The following is a 17,257-nucleotide window of genomic DNA, read 5'->3' as shown; positions in this document are numbered from 1 at the left end:
CGTACGATGGGGACATGACCAGTACTCCGCCGGACGTCAAAGGCCGGATCGCCCGCGAGGTGGCGCGCCGGGGTGCCGGCGGCGTGGAGCCGCAGGTTGCCAGTGGCGCCCCGGTCGAGTCGGACCTGGGCTGGGCGCTGGGCGTCGTGTTCCGTCGGTACGCCAAGGCGGCCGCCGCGGCGCTGGAGGACGTGCCAGGCGGCCCGCGGGGCTACCAGGTGCTGGCGACGACCGTCGCCGAGGGGCCGCGACGGCAACTCGACCTGGCCGCGCAGCTCGCGGTGGACCGGACGGTGATGACCTACCTGCTGGACGACCTGGAGAAGGCGGACCTCGTGCAGCGGCAGGCGGACCCGGCCGACCGGCGGGCGCGGTTGATCGTGCCGACGGACCAGGGCAAGGAAGTGCTCTGCGAGATGGAGCGACGCCTGTCCACGGCCGAGGACGAGGTCCTGGGCAGCCTCGACCAGGCCGAACGCTCCAGCTTCCGCCTGTTGCTGCAGCGGGTGGCGATGAAGGCCAACGCGATCGACCCGGTCCATAACGCCTGTGACCTGGCCGACGACGCGGTCGACGACTGCTAGTGCAGCGGGACGAAGCCTGACTCGTAGGCGCGGATCACGGCCTGGGTGCGGTCCCGGGCGTTGAGCTTCGCGAGCACGTTCGCGACGTGCGTCTTGACCGTCTGCAGGCCGAGGATCAGCTCCTCCGCGATCTCGGCGTTCGACAGCCCCTTGGCCATCAGGCGCAGTACCTCCTGCTCGCGATCCGTCAGCTGAAACTCGTCCAGGCCGGCCGGACGCGACGGCTGTTCGCCCACGTGCGCGAGCGCCAGCGCCCGGATCGCCTCGGGGAAGAGCAGTGACTCGCTGCTTGCGACCGTCCGGATCGCAGCGATGATGTCGTCCGGCGGTGTTCGTTTCAGCAGGAACCCGGACGCGCCAGCGCGCAGAGCGTCGTACACATAGTCGTCGTTCTCGAACGTCGTCACCACCAGCACGCGCGGCGCTGGGTCGAGGCTCTCCAGCAGCAGCCGGGTCGCCTGGATGCCGTCGACCGCCGGCATCCGGACGTCCATCAGTACGACGTCGGCGCCGGTACGACGGACGACCGGCAGTACCTCCGCGCCGTCGCCGGCCTCACCGACGACCGTGAGGTCGGGTTCGGCGTTGATGATGGCGCGCAGCCCGCTGCGGATCAGCGGCTCGTCGTCGACCACGACCACCGACAGGTTCATCTCATCCCTTCGTCGTCACAGCGACCGGCAGTGTCACCGCGAGCCGCCACACGTTCCCGTCCAGGCCGGCGTCCACGGTGCCACGCAGTACGGCGACTCTTTCACGGATACCGGCCAGGCCGCGCCCACCGCCGGAATGGTCGGAGCCGCTGCTGACCGGATTGGTCAGCTCGAGCCGCAGCCCGGACGCGTCCAGCCGGATCGACAGGTCGACCGTGAGCTCGTCGTCCGGACGGCCCGCGTGCCGGATCGCGTTGGTCAGGCCCTCCTGGACGATGCGGTACGCCTCCCGCGACACCGCCGCCGGAAGCTCACCCAGGTCGCCGTCGCTGTGGACCTCGACGGTGATCCCGCCGGCTCTGGTGGCGTCGACCAGCCGGGGGAGCTCGTCCAATGTCGCCTGCGGTGCGATCTGCGAACCGGGCCGCCGGTCGTCCCGCAGCAGGCCGAGGACGTGATCGAGGTCGGCCAGCGCGTTGCGGGCCGAGGTCTCCATCGCCGCCAGCGCGGTCTCGGCGAACTCCGGATCGGTCGCCAGGACCCGGCGTGCCGCGGCCGCCTGGATGGTGACCAGGCTCAGTGCGTGCCCGACACTGTCGTGCAGCTCCCGGGCCAGACGGTTGCGCTCGGCAAGCGTCGCCGTACGGCGCTCGAGCAGCTCGATACGCTCCGCCGGCGTCGGACCGAGGACCCGCGGGGCGAGGTAGGCCAGCAGCGCGCCGACGGCGGCGGACAGGATGAACAGCGCGACGATCCCGGCCAGGGCGACGGCCGGCATCCAGAGATCGGACCAGCCACCCTTGATCTGGTACGAGATGTCCGGGACCAACTCGTGCCGGCCGGGGGAGCGGAAAGGTGCCGCGAGCAACACCGCGCCGACGCCGAAGACGATCGTGCTGAGGGTGCCGACGATGCCGCCGGTGACCAGGTGCAGGCAGAACCAGGTCGCCGTACGGCGGCGTTGCGCCCAGGTGCGGGCCGGGCCGAGCGGGCGTTCCTCGAATCGGACGCCGAGCAGCGACTCGACCGCGATGCCCTCGACCTCGCGGACCGCGGGCAGGGTGCCGAGCGCGATCGGCGGTCCGGCGACGAGGATCGCGATCAGGATGCCGCTGACGACGGCCGGCAGGTCGAGCTCCTGCGCGAGGGCACCCAGCGCGCTGTCGACCAGGATGAACGCCAGCACCAGCGCCGCCCCGAGCAGCAGGTAGACCCAGCGCAGGTACGTCGACGCCCGGCCCAGGCAGGTGACACCCCGCACCAGGTACGACGCGAACCGGCCCGCCGGGCGCGTCCTGCCGCGCCCGGAAGCCGCCGACCCGCGCACCAGCCCGTCCACCACCCTCATATCGTCCCAAACCCCGGTCCCACCCACCTCCCTCCCCGGAGGGAACGGCGTGTGACGGTTAACCCTTGACTGAGCGGCGGACACGTGGGGTGGATCACTCACTACGGTGGGTTTACACAAATTTGACGCGGGAAGGACGGGGTCGGAGCCGGTGAACGTCGCGATCTGCTGTCCGGACGGGTACGGTCTGTGGTCGGGGCGGGATGCCCGTCCGGTGCGGACAGGTATGGGGAACGGCTCCAGGACGGGTGGCAAGCGGGCTCTGAGGGGACCGGTGCGGTGGACGTAAAGTCACCGTGAAGTCCCCGGGGACCCGATTGACCACCTTTCCATATTTGATGTTTGATCAAATATCGGAGGAGAGAGGTCGATATGAGGTTGAGGCGTTCCGCTGTCGCCTTGATAGCGGTCCTGGGGCTCGCCCTGGTCAGTGCGTGCAATAACAGCAACGAAGGTGAGAGTCAGGACTCGGGTCTCCAGAAGGTCAGCTATCTGACCTCGTTCAACGCCTTCGGTCGTGAGGCTTACGCGTACGTCGCCCTGGACAAGGGCTACTTCAAGGACGCCGGCTTCGACGTCACCATCAACAAGGGCTCGGGCACGGTCGACGTGATGAAACTGGTCGCCGGCGGCCAGGCCGACTACGGCATCGGTGACTTCACCGGCACGGTCATCACCCTGGGCAAGCAGAAGTTGCCGATCACCACGGTCGGGATGATCCACCAGCGCTCGATGGCCGCGATCGTCTCGCTCGAGGGCGGCACCATCAGCAAGCCGCAGGATCTGGTCGGCAAGCGGATCGGTGACCAGCCGGGCTCGACCAACCAGGTGATGTTCCCGGTCTACGCCAAGGCGATCGGCATCGACCCCGAGTCGGTCACGTTCGTGCCGTCGCCGCCGCCGGCGCTGCCACAGTTGCTCGCCTCCAACAAGGTGGACGGCATCGGCCAGTTCGTGGTCGGCGTACCGCTGGTGGAGAAGGCGGCGAAGAAGAAGGTGCTCACCCTCCCGTACGGCGACAAGCTGCCGGACCTCTACGGCAACGCGATCATCACCCGTTCGGACATGGCCAAGGACCACCCGGACCAGGTGAAGAAGTTCACGACGGCGCTGTTCAAGGGCCTGCAGGACACGTACGACGACCCGGCCGCGGCGGCCGCGATCCTGAAGAAGTACGTACCGGAGACCGACCTCGCGGTGGCCACCGCGGAGCTGAACCTGATGAAGCCGTACATCAAGCCGCCGCTGTTCAAGGACGCGCTGGGCGCGGTCGACCCGGACCGGGTGCAGACGATCATCAAACTGCTGGACGAGTCGAAGGCGATCCAGCCGGCCGGTTCGGTCAAGCTGGCCGACGTCGTCACGGTCGACCTCGCGCCGAAGGGCTGAGCCCACTCGATGATTCGGCTGGACGGTGTGGGGCAGGTCTTCGACGGACGCGAGGGCCGGGTAACCGCCCTCGAGGAGATCGACCTGCACGTCCGGCCGAACGAGTTCGTCACGCTGATCGGCCGGTCCGGGTGTGGCAAGTCCACCCTGCTCCGGCTGATCGCCGGCCTGCTGCCGCCGACGTCCGGCACGGTCACGGTGGCCGGGGAACCGGTCACCGGGCCGCGCCGGGACGTGTCGTTCATGTTCCAGCGGCCGGCGCTGCTGCCGTGGCGGTCGGTGCTGTCGAACGTAATGCTGCCGATCGAGATCGACGGCGGCGAGGGCGACCGGGGCCGGAAGACGTACCGGGACCGGGCCCACGCACTGCTCGAGCTGGTCGGGCTGACCGGGTTCGAGCGGCGGCTGCCGCACGAGCTGTCGGGTGGGATGCAGCAGCGGGTGTCGTTGTGCCGCTCGCTGATCCGCGACCCGCAGGTGATGTTGATGGACGAGCCGTTCTCCGCGCTCGACGCGCTCACCCGGACCGAGCTGTCCGAGGAGTTGCAGCGGATCAAGATGGAGCTGTCCACCACGATCGTGTTCGTCACCCACTCGATCGAGGAGGCCGTCCTACTCGCCGACCGGGTGGTCGTGCTGACGCCGCGGCCGGGCCGATTGCGTGAAGTCGTCGACATCGACATCCCGCGGCCGCGCAGTCTCGGCCAGAACGCGCACCTGACCGAGGTCGCGCAGATCAGCGGCCTGCTGCACGGTTTGCTGGCGGAGAAGGAGTCTCAGCCGGTCGACGAGGTGCGGCAGTGAAGCGGCGCTCCTGGCTCACGACGTCGCCGACCGCGGCGGTACTGCTGCCGATCCTCGGCCTGGCCGGTGCGATCGCGCTGTGGTGGCTGGCCACGATCGTCTTCTCGATCGAGTCGTACCTGCTGCCGAGCCCGTACGACGTGGTGGTGAAGTTCTTCGACGATCCGGCGTACCTGCTGCAGCACACCGCGACGTCGTTCCTGGAGACGGTCGAGGGCTTCCTGCTCGCGATCGTGCTCGGGGTGCCGATCGCGCTGCTGATCGTCCGCTCGGTGATCCTGGAGCGGCTGGTCTACCCACTGCTGCTGATGGTGAACGCGATCCCGAAGATCGCGATCGCGCCGCTGCTGGTGGTCTGGATGGGGTTCGGGCAGTGGCCGAAGGTGGTGATGGTGCTGCTGGTCTGCTTCTTCCCGATCGTCATCTCGACCGCGCAGGGGATGAAGTCGACGCCGCTCGAGCTGGTCGAGCTGCTCCGGTCGCTGAACGCGAGCCGGACGCAGGAGTTCTTCAAGCTGCGGCTGCGGTACGCGATGCCGCAGATCTTCACCGGGATGAAGGTGGCGATCTCGCTGGCCGTGATCGGTTCGGTGATCGCCGAGTTCGTCGGCGCCACCCAGGGACTGGGGTACGTGATCCAGCAGTCCGGTGCGAGTGCCGACACCGCGCTGGCCTTCGCCGCGATCACGCTGCTCAGCATCATGAGCATCATCTTGTTCTACGGGCTGGTCCTGCTGGAGCACCTGCTCGTGCCCTGGGCGCAGGAGACCCGATGACCGTGCATTTGGCCGGGCCTCCGGCGCCGGCAGGGTCATCGGGCCTTGGCTCCCGGCCTTCCCTCGTCACTCCGGTCGCAGTGCATTTGGCTGCGCCTCCGGCGCGGCGGGTCATGGGGCTTTGGCTCCCGGCCTTCCCTCGTCACTCCAGTCGCTTCGCTCCCTCCGCTCCTCAGTCCAGGCCGGAAGGCCCCATGACCGGGCTCCCTGCACTCCTCAGTCCAGGCCGGGAGGCCCGATGACCGCCCAAGCCTCCGATGCGGACCGCCGGGTGCTGGTCCGACCCGCGTGGTTGGAGGCCACCGTCTCGGCCGTCTTCAGCGCCCTCGGCTTCGACCCGTCCGACTCCGCCAAGATCGCCGCGGCCCTCGTCGAGGCGGACTTACGCGGAGTGAGTTCGCACGGCGTCATGCTCGTCCCGATGTACGTCGAGCGCCTCAACGCCGGCGGTGTCACCCGGGAACGCGAGCTCGACATCCTGTACGACGCCGGCGCCGCCCTGGTCGTGGACGCGCGCGGCGGGATGGGCCAGCTGTCCAGTCCGCAGGCGATGGGACACGCGATCGACCGGGCCGGCCGGTACGGGATCGGCCTGGTGTCGGTCCGCAACGCGCACCACTTCGGCGCGGCCAGCCGGTGGGCCATGCAGGCCGGCCAGGCGGGCTGTGTCGGGGTCGCGATGTCCAACACCACGCCGCTGATGCCGGCTCCCGGCGGGGCCGAGCGGATCGTCGGCAACAACCCGCTGGCGATCGCGGTCCCGACCTCGGCCGGGGTGGAGATCGTGCTCGACATGGCCCTGTCGGCTGTTGCGCTGGGCAAGATTCGGCTGGCGGCGTCGGCCGGCCGGCCGATCCCGGACACGTGGGCGACCGACCCGTCCGGGACGCCGACCACCGACGCCGAGGAAGCGGTCCTCGGGATGCTGCTGCCGGCCGCCGGGCACAAGGGCTTCGGGCTGGCGCTGATGATCGACGTACTGACCGGCGTACTGAGCGGCGGCGGCTGGGGCGACCAGGTGCGGCCGCTGTACCGGGAGCCGGACGCGCCGAACGACTGCGCGCATCTCTTCCTGGCGATCGACCCGGAACTGCTCGGCGGGGTCGAGAGCTTCCGGCGTCGCTCGTCCGGGCTGGCCGCGCGGGTTCGTGGCAGTGCGACCGCACCAGGCGTGAGCCGGCTGTACCTGCCGGGGGAGATCGAGGCGGAACGGGCCGCACACCAGCGGCGTCACGGCGTACTGATCGAGAGGTCGGGGCTGGACGGTCTGCTGGCTGCCGCACGGGCGGTCGGGGCCGTCGTTCCGGCCGGAGGGGTGCTCGACTGATGCCGAAGACACAGGTTTCGACCACCGAGTTGCACTCGCCGAACGGGGTGTTCTCACAGGCCACCGTGATCGAGGCGACCGGGCGGCTGGTGTTCGTCTCCGGGATGACCGCGCGCCGTCCGGACGGCACGATCGCCGGCGTCGGCGACATCCGGGAGCAGACCCGGCAGGTGTGCGAGAACGTGCAGGCCGCGGTCCGCGCGGCCGGCGGCACGCTCGCGGACGTCTGCCGGGTGGATGTGTACGTGCGCAACATGGAGGACTTCGCCAGGATTCACGAGATCCGGGCGGAGTACTTCGCCGAACCGCTGCCGGCCTCGACCATGGTCGAGGTCAGCAAGCTCGCACATCCTGACTATCTGATCGAGATCAACGCGATCGCGGTGATCACATGAACGAGCGAAGCGAGTTCATCATCAAGCACAGATCGCTCGGTGCCTCATCCGCGCCCGGAGCGAAGCGAGGACGTGGATGAGTGAGGGGTGATTCGCATGCGTGGCGTCGAGTGGACCTGAGATGCGGTACGTGATGGTGGAGCACGCCGGCCGCGAGCGGCCGGGCGTGCTCGACGGGGATTCCGTTCTGTTGCTGTCGGCACCTGACCTGACATCGGTGATCTCTGGTGACGTTGCCGTTGGCGACGAGAGGGTTCCTTACAGCGAAGGGATTCTGCGTCCGCCGCTGCGGCGGTTCCGGCGGGACATCCTGTGCACCGGGTGGAACTACTGGGACCATTTCGAGGAGAGCCGAGGCAAGCGCGAGGGCCAGGACGTCGACCGGCCGGAGCACCCGACGTTCTTCACCAAGGGCCCGGACGTGGTGATCGGCCCGTACGACGATATCGCCTGGGACCCGGCGATCTCGGCCAAGTGGGACTACGAGGCGGAGCTGGCGCTGGTGATCGGCAAGGCCGGTCGCAACATCCCCGTCGATGAGGCGTTGGACCATGTCTGGGGCTACACCTTGGCCAACGACGTGTCGCAGCGGGACCTGCAGCGGGCGCACGGTGGGCAGTGGCTGAAGGGCAAGAGCATCGACAACACCATGCCGCTCGGTCCGTGGATCGTGACCGCTGACGAGCTGGGTGATCCGCAGGACGTGCGATTGCAGTGCCTGGTCAACGGTGAGGTACGGCAGGACGCCTCTACCAAGCAGATGGCCTACGACGTCGCCACTCTCATCAGTGAGCTCTCCTTCGGCATGACACTGCGCCCTGGCGACCTGCTGCTCACCGGTACGCCGGCCGGCATCGGCAACGCCCGGGAGCCGCAGGTGTTCCTGCAGGAGGGTGATGTGGTCGTCACCCGGGCCGACAAGATCGGTGAACTCCGCAACCGGGTGGCTCGGGCATGAGCGGGCCGTTGGAGCTGCTGCCAGGTGGTGGCCGGGGAGGGCGTCGTACGCTCGCCGAACACGCTGCCGCCGAGTTGCACCAGCTCATCCTGTCTGGAGAGTTGCCCAGCGGTACGCCGTTGCGCCTGGTCGAGCTGGCGAGTCGGCTGGAGATGAGCCAGATGCCGATCCGGGAAGGGCTCCGCAGGCTGGAGGCTCTCGGACTGGTCGAGATCATCCCGCACCGGGGTGCCTGGGTCCGGGATCTGTCGCTGGACGACCTGCGGGACACGCACGAGACCAGGCTCGCCCTTGAGAGCCTCGCCGTACGGGCTGCTGCGGAGCAGTTCAGCGACGAGGACCTGCAGACGGCAGCGGCTGCACTGGCCGAACACCTGCGGTTGTCGCGGGCCGAGGACTCGGTGGGTGCTCGGCAGGCGCATGCGGACTTCCACTTCGCCATCTACCGGGCCGGTGGGTCGCAGTGGCTCGCCCGGGCCATCGAGCCGGTGTGGCAGAACAGTGAGCGGTACAGGTTCGGCAGCCGGCCCACCGCGTTCCTGATCGAGCGGAACCGTGCGGAGCACCAGGCCATCCTGGACGCGTGTGTGGCGCGCGACCCGGACGCGGCTGAGCGGGCCCTGCGCAACCACTTGGCCGGCGCGTTCCAGCGGATCACCGAGACCATGACGAGGCGGGCCGAGGGGGATCAGCACGGCCCGTCGAAGCAGAAGGAGACGTCATGAAGGTGAGCTTCGACGCGACCGGTGAGGTCGTGGTGATCACAGGCGGCGCGCAGGGCATCGGAGCGGCGCTGGCGCAGGCCGTGACGGCTTGCGGTGGTACTGCGGTGATCTTCGACGTGGTGAAGCCCTTGGACGCGGCTGCCGAGGTCGACTTCGTCGAGGTGGACGTGGCGGATCGGGTCGCTGTCGAGGCGGCTGTGGCGGCTGTCGTCGAGCGCTACGGGCGGATCGACGGACTGGTCGCCGGAGCTGCTGTGCAGCCGCGGTCGTCGGTGCTGGAGATGGATCCGGCCGAGTGGACCCGGACGCTGCAGGTGAATCTCGACGGTGTGGTGTGGGCGTGCCAGGCCGTCGTACCGCACATGGTGTCGCGGCGGTCCGGATCGGTGGTCGTGTTCACGTCGGGCATGGCTGTCACCGGGTACGCCGGTGCGGCGGCGTACGCGTCCAGCAAGGCTGCGCTGATCGCCTTCGCCAAGTCACTTGCCGCCGAAGTTGCCGAGCACCGGGTGCGCGTGAACGTGGCCGCGCCGGGCGTGATCGACACCGAGCAGTTCCGAGGAGCGAACGCCGGTGCGGACCGGGAGCACTGGCAGAACACCATTGGTGTCGGAGACCCCGAGGACGTGGTCGGTCCGTTGCTGTATCTGCTGTCCGATGCGGCCGCGATGACCGGGTCAGTGCTGACCCGTGAGCGTGCGTTCGCGAAGCTGAAGACCTTTACGGAGTGATGAGTGACTGCTGACCAGCTGCCCGTCGCCGTAGTGGGTGCCGGGCCGATCGGCCTGACGACGGCACTCGGCCTGGAGCACTACGGCGTACCGTACGTGCTGCTCGAGGAGGACGCCGTCCTGTCCTCGGATACCAAGGCCGGTACGACGCTGAGCCGGACACTGGAGATCTGGAACCGGTACGGCGCGGTGGACGAGATCCTGGCCGCCGGACTGCGGATCGACGAGATCGGTGACATCGACAGGGCCACCAACACGCCGCGGGCCTCGGTGCGACTGGCCGAACTGGTCAACGACACGCAGTTCCCGTTCGTGATCAACCTGCCCCAGCAGAAGATGGAGCCGATCCTCGCGGCCGCCCTGAACCAGCCGGTGCTGACCCGGCATCGGCTGCAGTCGTTCGACGTACAGGACGACCGGGTTGTGCTGCAGGTGGAGACGCCGGATGGGCCGCTTGAGATCGAGGCGTCGCACCTGCTCGCGTGTGACGGCGGCCGAAGCAAGGTGCGGGATGCGCTCGGCGTGACCGTCGTGGGGGAGACCCTGCCGGAGCGGTACATGCTGATCGACGTCGTGGTCGACCTGGACGTCGACAACGCGCGCGACTACCCGTACCTGGCGTACTTCGCGGACCGGTCCGAGTGGATGGTGCTGATCCGGCAGCCGGACAACTGGCGGTTCCTGTTCCCGCTCGGCCCGGGTGCCGAGCCGCCGGGGGACGAGGACCTGCTGGTGAAGGTGAAGCAGTTCATCGGCGAGGTGGACCGGATCGAGCTGCTCGGCTCGGTCGTCTACAACGTGCACCACCGGGTCGCGGACCAGTGGTCGGTGGACCGCAAAGTGTTCCTGATGGGCGACGCGGCCCACCTGATCACACCGATGTGGGCGTTGGGTCTGAACACGGGTGCGCTGGACGCGTCCAACCTGCCGTGGCGGCTGGCCTGGGTACTGCGAGGCTGGGCGGACGAGACGCTCCTGGACGGTTACGAGCAGGAGCAGCGGCCGGTGGCGGTGAACGGGTCCGGTGAGATGGCCGAGGCGGCTCGCAAGTATATGTCCCACCAACGCGGTTCCGTGACGGCGTCGGGCAGTGACTGGGCGACGGCGTACACACGGACCCTCCTGAGCGTGCGGTTGGACGTGGACGGCGAAGGGGACTGGTCGATGGTGGCCACGACTGCCGAACCACCGACCGTACGAGCTGGTGACCGGGCGCCGGACCTTCAGCTGCAGGGTCCCTCCGGCCGGGTGACCATCCACGAGCTGTGCCGGCAGTCGTTCGTTGCGCTGTACTTCACCGACGTACGACGGAGGCCGGACATCCCGGTCAACGACTCACCTGCGTTGCAGCACTACGCCGTATCCCGGTGGGACGCGCCGCACGACTCCGGTCTGCGTGACCGCGCCCTGTTCGACCCGGGGAGCGTTGCCACGAACAGGTACGGCGTACCGCCGGAGAGCGTCGTACTGGTTCGGCCCGACGGGCACATCGCCGCTGTCGCTCCGCTGCGAGCTGGTGTGGCTGAGGAGCTGTACACCGGGATCACCGGTCGGCCTGTACCCCGGGAGGCCCCATGACCGGCTTTGACGAGCCGTTGCGCGAGGTACTGCTGCAGACGGAAGACCTGGAGTGGGTGGACAAGTCGTTGGCCGGGCTGTCCCACAAGATGCTGTGGCGTGACCCGGAGACCGAGGCATCGATAGCGCTGGTGCGGTTCGAGAAGGGCTCTGGGATCCCGTCGGAACACAAGCACGCGTCGAACCAGTTCATGTTCTGCCTGTCCGGGCGGTACGTGTACCTGCCGACCGGGACGACGCTGACCAAGGGCAGCTTCTACTGGAACCCCAAGGGAGTCGTGCACGGGCCGACGCTCGCTCAGGAGACCTCTGTGCTGCTGGAGGTGTACGACGGGCCGCACTACCCGGAGCGGCCGTCCTTCTACGACAACGACGAGGACGCCCGCTGACATGGCCGGTTGGGACGTCCACACCCACCTGATCCCACCCACTGTGCTGTCCGCGGCGCACAAGGGTGAGTTCGGGCTGTCCGTCGACAGCGGCTCGCTGGTCGTGGACGGACAGCGGCTGCCTTTGCGGCGCCTGGCGGACCCGGCCGCGCTGCTGCATTGGGTTGCGGAGCAGGAGTTGGACGGTGCTGTGGTGTCCGTACCGCCCGCACTGTTCCGGTACGACGCTGGTGTCGAGTGGGCCGAGCTGGTGAACCAGGGGCTACGTGAGCTCGCGACACCTCAGCTACGCGTGCTGGGCCAGCTACCACTGCTCGACCCGGAGGCACCGGCGGTTGCGGCATCTCTTGCTGGTGAGGGCGTCTTCAGTGGCTATGCTCTTGGTACGCCGAGCTACGAAGGGCTGGACGCGGTGTGGCAGGTGCTGCACGCGGTTGAGGCCTTCACGCTGATCCACCCGGGTCACAGTGACGACAAGCGGCTTGAGTCGTTCTACTTGACGAATCTGTTGGGCAATCCGTACGAGACCGGGCTGGCCGCGGCCAGCCTCGTCTTCGCGGATGTGCCGGGGCGGTTTCCGGGGATCCGGTTCTGCCTGTGCCATGGGGGTGGTGTGACGGCGGCGTTGGCCGGCCGGTGGCAGCGGGGGATCGACACGGCCCGGCCGGGGATCGAACCGCCGTCGTTGCCGGTGGCGGACGCGTTGCGCCGGTTCTACGTCGACGATCTGGTGCACGACGACGCCGTACTGGAGTTGCTCGGCTCGACCTTCGGGGCCGATCGGGTGCTGGCCGGCAGCGACTGGCCGTTCCCGATGGGCAGCGATTCGGTGTCCTCCGCGCGGGCGGTGGCGGCCGGTGAGCTGACCGCGCCGCTGGCGAAGGAGGTCGTCGCGCCGTGAGACGGGGTTTTTGTCAGGACTTGCATGTGATCAGATATCAAATGTGGATGAACGGGGTGGAGAGATGAAGTCGCGCACGGGGGCGGTGCTGCGCTGTCACGGGCCAGGTCAGCAGGTGAAGGCCGAGGAGCTCGAGGTGGTTGCCGGACCGGACGAGACGCTGGTCGAGATGCGGCTGGCCGCGGTCACTCAGGCCGACAGGTCGGTGCTCACCGGCAAACAGCCCACGCAACCCTTCGTCCTGGGATCCGAGGGCGTCGGCGTCGTGGTCGCTTCATCGGTCCTCGAAGCCGGGACTCCGGTGGTGATCCGGGGCGAAGGAGTCGGTGTGACCAGGCCCGGCCTCTGGGGTCGGTACGCCGTCGTGCCGGACGCCGCCGTACATCGTCTGCCGGCCGGACTGGATCCTGCTGCCGCCCTGGCGCTGCTGACACCTGCTCTCACGGCCCACACCGCAGTACGACGGGTTGCCGGCGTACTGGAAGGTGAGACTGTCGTGATCACCGGGATCACCAGCCTGGTCGGTTGTCTGTCCGCCGCAGTCGCACGATCGGCCGGTGCGGCGAAGGTGATCGGGCTGGCGCGGCTCGGCGAGTCCGTGGACGTGGTGGCCCCGTTGGTCGACCAGATCGTGCGGGTGGATGAGTTGGGCCAGATCGGACGTGAGCTGCCGTGGTGTGACGCGGCGATCGACACTGTGGGCGGTCCGGTGACCAGTGGGGTGCTGGGACACATCACTCCGGGCGGGCGGGTCGCCGTACTGGGTTACAAGGCTGGTGAATTCACCACCATCGACCTGCATCAGTTGATCGGGCGGGACCTGCGGATACTGCCGGTGAACGTGCAGCGAACCGTCATCGAGCCCGGTGCAGTCAGCCAGGCGCTGGCTGACGTGGCACCTGCGCAGCTGAGCCCGCCCGTCGACGTGTTGCCTGCCGATCGAGTCGGTGACGCACTTGATCGCAGCGCAGCCGATCGCCGGGTTCTCCTTGATCTGACGGCGTTCTAGCGACTTGCCTGTTTGGACTGCTGGACTAGACCAATCGGTGTTGCGCAAGTCTCCACTAGGCAATCTGTTGTCGAAGTGCCCCAGATCACCTGCTGCCCGCTACGGTTACCTCCCAGAGTTGTGCAGTGGAGGAGAGAGGCAGCCCGCACCCTATGACCCGACGACTCGAGCTCACGCCCGGGGGACCGACCGGCCGTCGTACTCTCGCCGAGGAGGCTGCGGCCGAACTGCACGAACTCATCCTGTCCGGTGAACTCCCGAGTGGTACGGCGCTGCGGCTGGAGGAGCTCGCCAAGCGGCTGGACATGAGCCAGATGCCGATCCGCGAAGGGCTGCGGCGGATGCAGGCGCTCGGGCTGGTCGAGATCGTGCCGCACAAGGGTGCGTGGGTGCGCGAGTTGTCGATGGAAGACCTGCGCGACACACACCAGACCCGGCTGGCACTGGAGTCCCTCGCCGTACGGGCCGCGGCGACGCGCTTCTCCGAATCGGACGCCACCTTGGCCAGGGCCGCGTTGGCCGAGCACGTCCGGCTTTCGAAGGCCGGCGACAACATCGCCTCCCGGCAGGCGCACACCGAGTTTCACTTCGCGATCTACCGGTCCGGCGGGTCGCGCTGGCTGCCGCGCGCGATCGAGCCCGTGTGGCAGAACAGTGAGCGCTACCGCTTCGGCTCCCGCCAGACCAAGGCGCGGATCGAGCAGACGCGGCGTGAGCACCAGGCCATCCTCGACGCCTGTGTTGCGCACGACGAAGCCGGTGCGGAAGCCGCGCTGCGCGAACACCTCGAGGGTGCGATGCAGCGCATCACGGAAACGATGGAGCGTCGCTACCAGAAGAGCTGAGAACCTCGAAGCGATCGCAGTGCCAGCCGGCCGCGTCGAAGACTGCCCGAAGCAGTAGGGAGTCGCCGCGTCTGCCGTACGTCGTGACCAGCTCTGGGATGTCCGTCGTACCGAGACCGTCGTAGTACTGGTCCAAGGCCTTCCGGCGTCGTACGGCGATCTCTGGTGTGCCGGTGAGCTCTAGCAGCGGCGTCGTACATCCGGTGACGAGGCCTGAGCCGACCTGCTCGCCCGGCAGCAGTTGCTGAAGGTGTTGGTGGCCTGCCTGCACGTCTTGCGCTCGCAGCCGTGCTCCCAACGCGTGACACGGCTGCTGTTGCACGGCTTTTGAGATGGCTATGTGGTCCGGGTGACCGGTGAGTCCGTCTCTGCCGACGGTTAGCACCAGTTGCGGTCTGACTTCGCTGATGGCCCTCTCGACCTCATGAGCGACCTCACTGAGCTCAGCACTCGCCAGAGTGTTTGGACCAGCTGAGCCGCCGTCGTCGATCCAACGGTCCTTTGTGCTCAGCCAGTCCCACTCGTCGATGCCTAGCAAGTCGCAGGACGCTTGGAGCTTGTCTGCTGCGTCGCCGATCCCTTGCGTGGCAACCCGCATGACTACGTTCCACCCCGCATCACTCAGCAATGCGGTAGCAGCACCGGTGGCGAACACCTCGTCGTCCGGGTGCGCTTGTACTACGAGCGCTGTGCGCATTCAGTCGGCCAGGCGGGCTGGGAAGCCACCTGTCGCGACCGGACCCCAGCGCTCCGGGGTGATGCGGATCAGGCACTTGCCCTGGGTGCGCATGGCCTCGCGGTACTCGTCCCAGTCAGGGTGCTCGCCGGAGATGGAGCGGTAGTAGTCGACCAGTGGCTCCACTGCGTCCGGCAGCTGGATCACTTCGCCAGTGCCGTCCACCTGGACCCACGGGCCGTTCCAGTCGTCCGACAGCACTACGACACTCGTCCGCGGGTCCCGCTCCACGTTGGTGCTCTTGGCTCGCTCCGGGTACGACGAGATGACGATGCGGCCCTCGTTGTCGACACCACCCGACACCGGCGACGCCTGCGGCGTACCGTCCGCGCGAGTGGTGATCAGCAGCATGTGGTGACGGGGCCGCACGAACTCCAGCAGCTTGTCGACCCCGACCTTGGTGTTGGTGGCAATAGTCCTCGGCATGACTCCACCCTATGCAGTCCGTCAGACGCGCTTCGGTTGCAGGTCGGCTGGGGTGAGGAGCTGCTCCAGCTGGTCGTCGGTGAGCTGGTTGATGAGAGCCTTCGTGCGCTGTGCCTGTGGGGTCGTCGGGAGTGCGCCTTCGAGCAGGTCGGGAAGGTAGAGCTCGTAGCCGGCACGGGCTCGTGGTGAGTACCTGTGCCTGGTCCGGGCCACGGCGGAGGAGACCCGGATGGCGTGCTCGTTGCCCGGTGGTACGTCGGGGCGGTCGGTCTCGCGGGCGGCGAACCGGAAGCCGTTGGCCTGGTCACAGCTCGCACAACCGATCGGTCCGGCGCCGAGGCCGGAGCCACAGTCGGGGCAGGTCAGCTGCTTGAGCGCGCCGTCCACGATCCGCCAGTCGAACTCGGAGGTGTCCTGCAGGACGACCTCGGCCAGCTCGCGCTCGTCCGCCGTACCGGCTGTGATCCCGGACTCGGCGCAGAACCGCCACCAGGCCTCGTCGATACTGTCCTCGACCTGGCGGAGCGCGGCGATCAGCCGTGGATGATCGACCCGTCGCATGCGGTGACTTTAGTCTTCCGGCGGGCTGTGACGACCGCATTGACATGTTCGAACAGGTGTTCGAACATGGATTCATGACGGGGACATCCGCAGTAGATCGAGCGCGATCGGGGCCGGCGGTCACGACGCTGGACCAGGCGCGGATGTTGCTCGCCCGAGCCAAGGCGCAGAAGGCCGCCCGCCTCCGCGACCTGGAGGAAGCCGCCGACTCCACGTACGGCAGCGACCCTGCCGTACGCCGCCTGACCCCCTCAGCCCGCATCACCCTCGCCGACCACTCCACCGCTGACCTCGATCCCGCCCATCTGAGCCTCACCGCAGACTCGGGGGAGCTCGGCTCTGTGGTGACAGCAGGGCCTGCGGAGCTGAGACGGCTGGTGCCGGCGCCGCGGACCACCGAGGTGCGGGTGCAGCAGGCGTTGGATACCGCGAGTGTGGATCGGGTGCTGCCCACTCTGCCGGCGGTCTCCGAGTTGCTGGCCGGCGCCGGGCTGCGCGGCGGGTCGGCGTACTCCGTGCGCGGTTCGTCCGCGTTGGTGATGGCGATGATGGCCGGTCCGTCCGCGGAGGGTGCGTGGTGCGGGGTGGTCGGGCTGCCGTCGTTCGGAGCGGAGGCGGCGCGTGGGCTCGGGGTGGACCTGGAACGCCTGGTCCTGGTGCCGGATCCGGAGCACGACTGGCTCAACGTCGTCGCCGCACTGGTCGATGCTCTGACCGTGGTGGTCGTCCGTCCGCCGGGTGAGGTGACACCGGGGGAGGCGTCCCGGCTCGCCGCGCGCCTGCGGACTCGGGGTGCGGTGCTGATCGCGGTCGGCTCCTGGCCGGGGAGCGAGGCGCGCCTGGAGGTGGAGAGCAACACCTGGACCGGTTTGGGGTCCGGCGAAGGCATGCTTGCCGCCAGACAGGCGACGGTCGTGGTGACGGGCCGGCGCGCCGCCGTACGCCAACGCAAGCACCAGCTCTGGCTCCCCGGACCGGACGGCACCATCCGCTCGGTCGAATCGGCTGATCAGGTCCGCTCGGTTGATCCACACGGCTCGGTTGATCCACACGGCTCGGTTGGTCCACTCGGCGAGCCGCATTGGCAGGACGAGGCGGTGGGCTGATGGGTGGTCGCGGACT

General features: G+C 68.4%; 20 protein-coding genes and 1 pseudogene. 15 read left to right on the top strand and 6 right to left on the bottom strand.

The features are described 5' to 3' along the window. The first annotated feature begins 14 nt into the window (after positions 1-14). Complete coding sequence (locus EV652_RS26160; RefSeq protein WP_132211887.1) at positions 15-584, top strand: MarR family winged helix-turn-helix transcriptional regulator; 570 nt, start codon at positions 15-17, stop codon at positions 582-584. On the opposite strand, the gene EV652_RS26155 is transcribed toward EV652_RS26160, so the two are convergent. Next, positions 581-1,237, bottom strand: a complete 657-nt coding sequence (locus EV652_RS26155) for a response regulator transcription factor (RefSeq protein ID WP_132211886.1) — start codon at positions 1,235-1,237, stop codon at positions 581-583. The genes EV652_RS26160 and EV652_RS26155 overlap by 4 nt on opposite strands. Before the next feature lies 1 nt (position 1,238). Continuing rightward, positions 1,239-2,579, bottom strand: coding sequence for a sensor histidine kinase (locus EV652_RS26150; RefSeq protein ID WP_242002012.1), 1,341 nt, complete (start codon positions 2,577-2,579; stop codon positions 1,239-1,241). 378 nt (positions 2,580-2,957) lie between these two features. Between EV652_RS26150 and EV652_RS26145 the strand changes: the two genes are divergently transcribed. The 13 genes from EV652_RS26145 to EV652_RS26085 all read left to right on the top strand — a co-directional run bounded on the left by EV652_RS26145 (position 2,958) and on the right by EV652_RS26085 (position 14,412). After that, entirely contained in the window at positions 2,958-3,974 is a 1,017-nt protein-coding gene (locus EV652_RS26145) for an ABC transporter substrate-binding protein (RefSeq protein WP_132211884.1), read from the top strand. A 9-nt stretch (positions 3,975-3,983) separates the two neighbouring features. Continuing rightward, entirely contained in the window at positions 3,984-4,778 is a 795-nt protein-coding gene (locus EV652_RS26140; protein WP_132211883.1) for an ABC transporter ATP-binding protein, read from the top strand. Continuing rightward, the gene (locus EV652_RS26135) at positions 4,775-5,554 is read left to right on the top strand and encodes an ABC transporter permease (RefSeq protein WP_132211882.1); all 780 of its coding nucleotides are present in this window, start codon (positions 4,775-4,777) and stop codon (positions 5,552-5,554) included. The genes EV652_RS26140 and EV652_RS26135 overlap by 4 nt, the downstream gene beginning before the upstream one ends. Before the next feature lie 238 nt (positions 5,555-5,792). Beyond that, on the top strand, positions 5,793-6,881 hold the full coding sequence (locus EV652_RS26130) for an Ldh family oxidoreductase (RefSeq protein ID WP_132211881.1): 1,089 nt from the start codon (positions 5,793-5,795) through the stop codon (positions 6,879-6,881). Beyond that, the gene (locus EV652_RS26125; RefSeq protein ID WP_132211880.1) at positions 6,881-7,276 is read left to right on the top strand and encodes a RidA family protein; all 396 of its coding nucleotides are present in this window, start codon (positions 6,881-6,883) and stop codon (positions 7,274-7,276) included. The genes EV652_RS26130 and EV652_RS26125 overlap by 1 nt, the downstream gene beginning before the upstream one ends. Positions 7,277-7,397: 121 nt before the next feature. After that, the gene (locus EV652_RS26120; protein ID WP_132211879.1) at positions 7,398-8,234 is read left to right on the top strand and encodes a fumarylacetoacetate hydrolase family protein; all 837 of its coding nucleotides are present in this window, start codon (positions 7,398-7,400) and stop codon (positions 8,232-8,234) included. Further along, positions 8,231-8,959: a GntR family transcriptional regulator gene (locus EV652_RS26115; RefSeq protein ID WP_132211878.1), complete on the top strand. Its 729-nt coding sequence runs from the start codon at positions 8,231-8,233 to the stop codon at positions 8,957-8,959. Before EV652_RS26120 ends, EV652_RS26115 begins: the two co-directional genes overlap by 4 nt. Next, on the top strand, positions 8,956-9,690 hold the full coding sequence (locus EV652_RS26110) for an SDR family NAD(P)-dependent oxidoreductase (protein WP_132211877.1): 735 nt from the start codon (positions 8,956-8,958) through the stop codon (positions 9,688-9,690). The genes EV652_RS26115 and EV652_RS26110 overlap by 4 nt, the downstream gene beginning before the upstream one ends. Before the next feature lie 3 nt (positions 9,691-9,693). Beyond that, positions 9,694-11,268 carry an FAD-dependent monooxygenase gene (locus tag EV652_RS26105; protein ID WP_132211876.1) on the top strand — a complete coding sequence of 525 codons (1,575 nt, stop codon included), beginning with the start codon at positions 9,694-9,696 and terminating at the stop codon, positions 11,266-11,268. Next, the gene (locus EV652_RS26100; RefSeq protein WP_132211875.1) at positions 11,265-11,657 is read left to right on the top strand and encodes a cupin domain-containing protein; all 393 of its coding nucleotides are present in this window, start codon (positions 11,265-11,267) and stop codon (positions 11,655-11,657) included. Before EV652_RS26105 ends, EV652_RS26100 begins: the two co-directional genes overlap by 4 nt. Before the next feature lies 1 nt (position 11,658). Next, positions 11,659-12,558: an amidohydrolase family protein gene (locus tag EV652_RS26095; protein ID WP_132211874.1), complete on the top strand. Its 900-nt coding sequence runs from the start codon at positions 11,659-11,661 to the stop codon at positions 12,556-12,558. A gap of 64 nt (positions 12,559-12,622) precedes the next feature. Continuing rightward, positions 12,623-13,567 (top strand): alcohol dehydrogenase catalytic domain-containing protein, encoded by a 945-nt coding sequence (locus EV652_RS26090; protein WP_132211873.1) that lies wholly within the window; start codon positions 12,623-12,625, stop codon positions 13,565-13,567. A 152-nt stretch (positions 13,568-13,719) separates the two neighbouring features. Continuing rightward, positions 13,720-14,412 (top strand): GntR family transcriptional regulator, encoded by a 693-nt coding sequence (locus EV652_RS26085; protein ID WP_132211872.1) that lies wholly within the window; start codon positions 13,720-13,722, stop codon positions 14,410-14,412. Here the strand turns inward: EV652_RS26085 and EV652_RS45435 are convergent. The 4 genes and pseudogenes from EV652_RS45435 to EV652_RS26070 form a co-directional block, all read right to left on the bottom strand. Next, positions 14,375-14,683 (bottom strand): hypothetical protein, encoded by a 309-nt coding sequence (locus EV652_RS45435; RefSeq protein WP_242002011.1) that lies wholly within the window; start codon positions 14,681-14,683, stop codon positions 14,375-14,377. The two genes, EV652_RS26085 and EV652_RS45435, sit on opposite strands and share 38 nt — an antisense overlap. 54 nt (positions 14,684-14,737) lie before the next feature. After that, positions 14,738-15,109, bottom strand: a pseudogene (locus EV652_RS46220) (PIG-L deacetylase family protein); the annotation flags it as partial. Continuing rightward, the gene (locus tag EV652_RS26075; RefSeq protein WP_132211870.1) at positions 15,110-15,574 is read right to left on the bottom strand and encodes a PPOX class F420-dependent oxidoreductase; all 465 of its coding nucleotides are present in this window, start codon (positions 15,572-15,574) and stop codon (positions 15,110-15,112) included. It lies immediately after the preceding pseudogene. Positions 15,575-15,595: 21 nt separating this feature from the next. Then, the gene (locus EV652_RS26070) at positions 15,596-16,135 is read right to left on the bottom strand and encodes a hypothetical protein (RefSeq protein ID WP_132211869.1); all 540 of its coding nucleotides are present in this window, start codon (positions 16,133-16,135) and stop codon (positions 15,596-15,598) included. A gap of 74 nt (positions 16,136-16,209) precedes the next feature. Here EV652_RS26070 and imuA' point away from each other — a divergent pair, with 74 nt between their 5' ends. Beyond that, on the top strand, positions 16,210-17,241 hold the full coding sequence (imuA', locus tag EV652_RS26065) for a DnaE2-dependent mutagenesis accessory factor ImuA' (RefSeq protein ID WP_242002010.1): 1,032 nt from the start codon (positions 16,210-16,212) through the stop codon (positions 17,239-17,241). The last annotated feature ends 16 nt before the right edge of the window (positions 17,242-17,257 follow it).

It is taken from the genome of Kribbella steppae, from assembly GCF_004342025.1.
Taxonomy (GTDB): Bacteria; Actinomycetota; Actinomycetes; order Propionibacteriales; family Kribbellaceae; genus Kribbella; species Kribbella steppae.
This window is presented reverse-complemented; position numbering and strand designations above follow the sequence as displayed.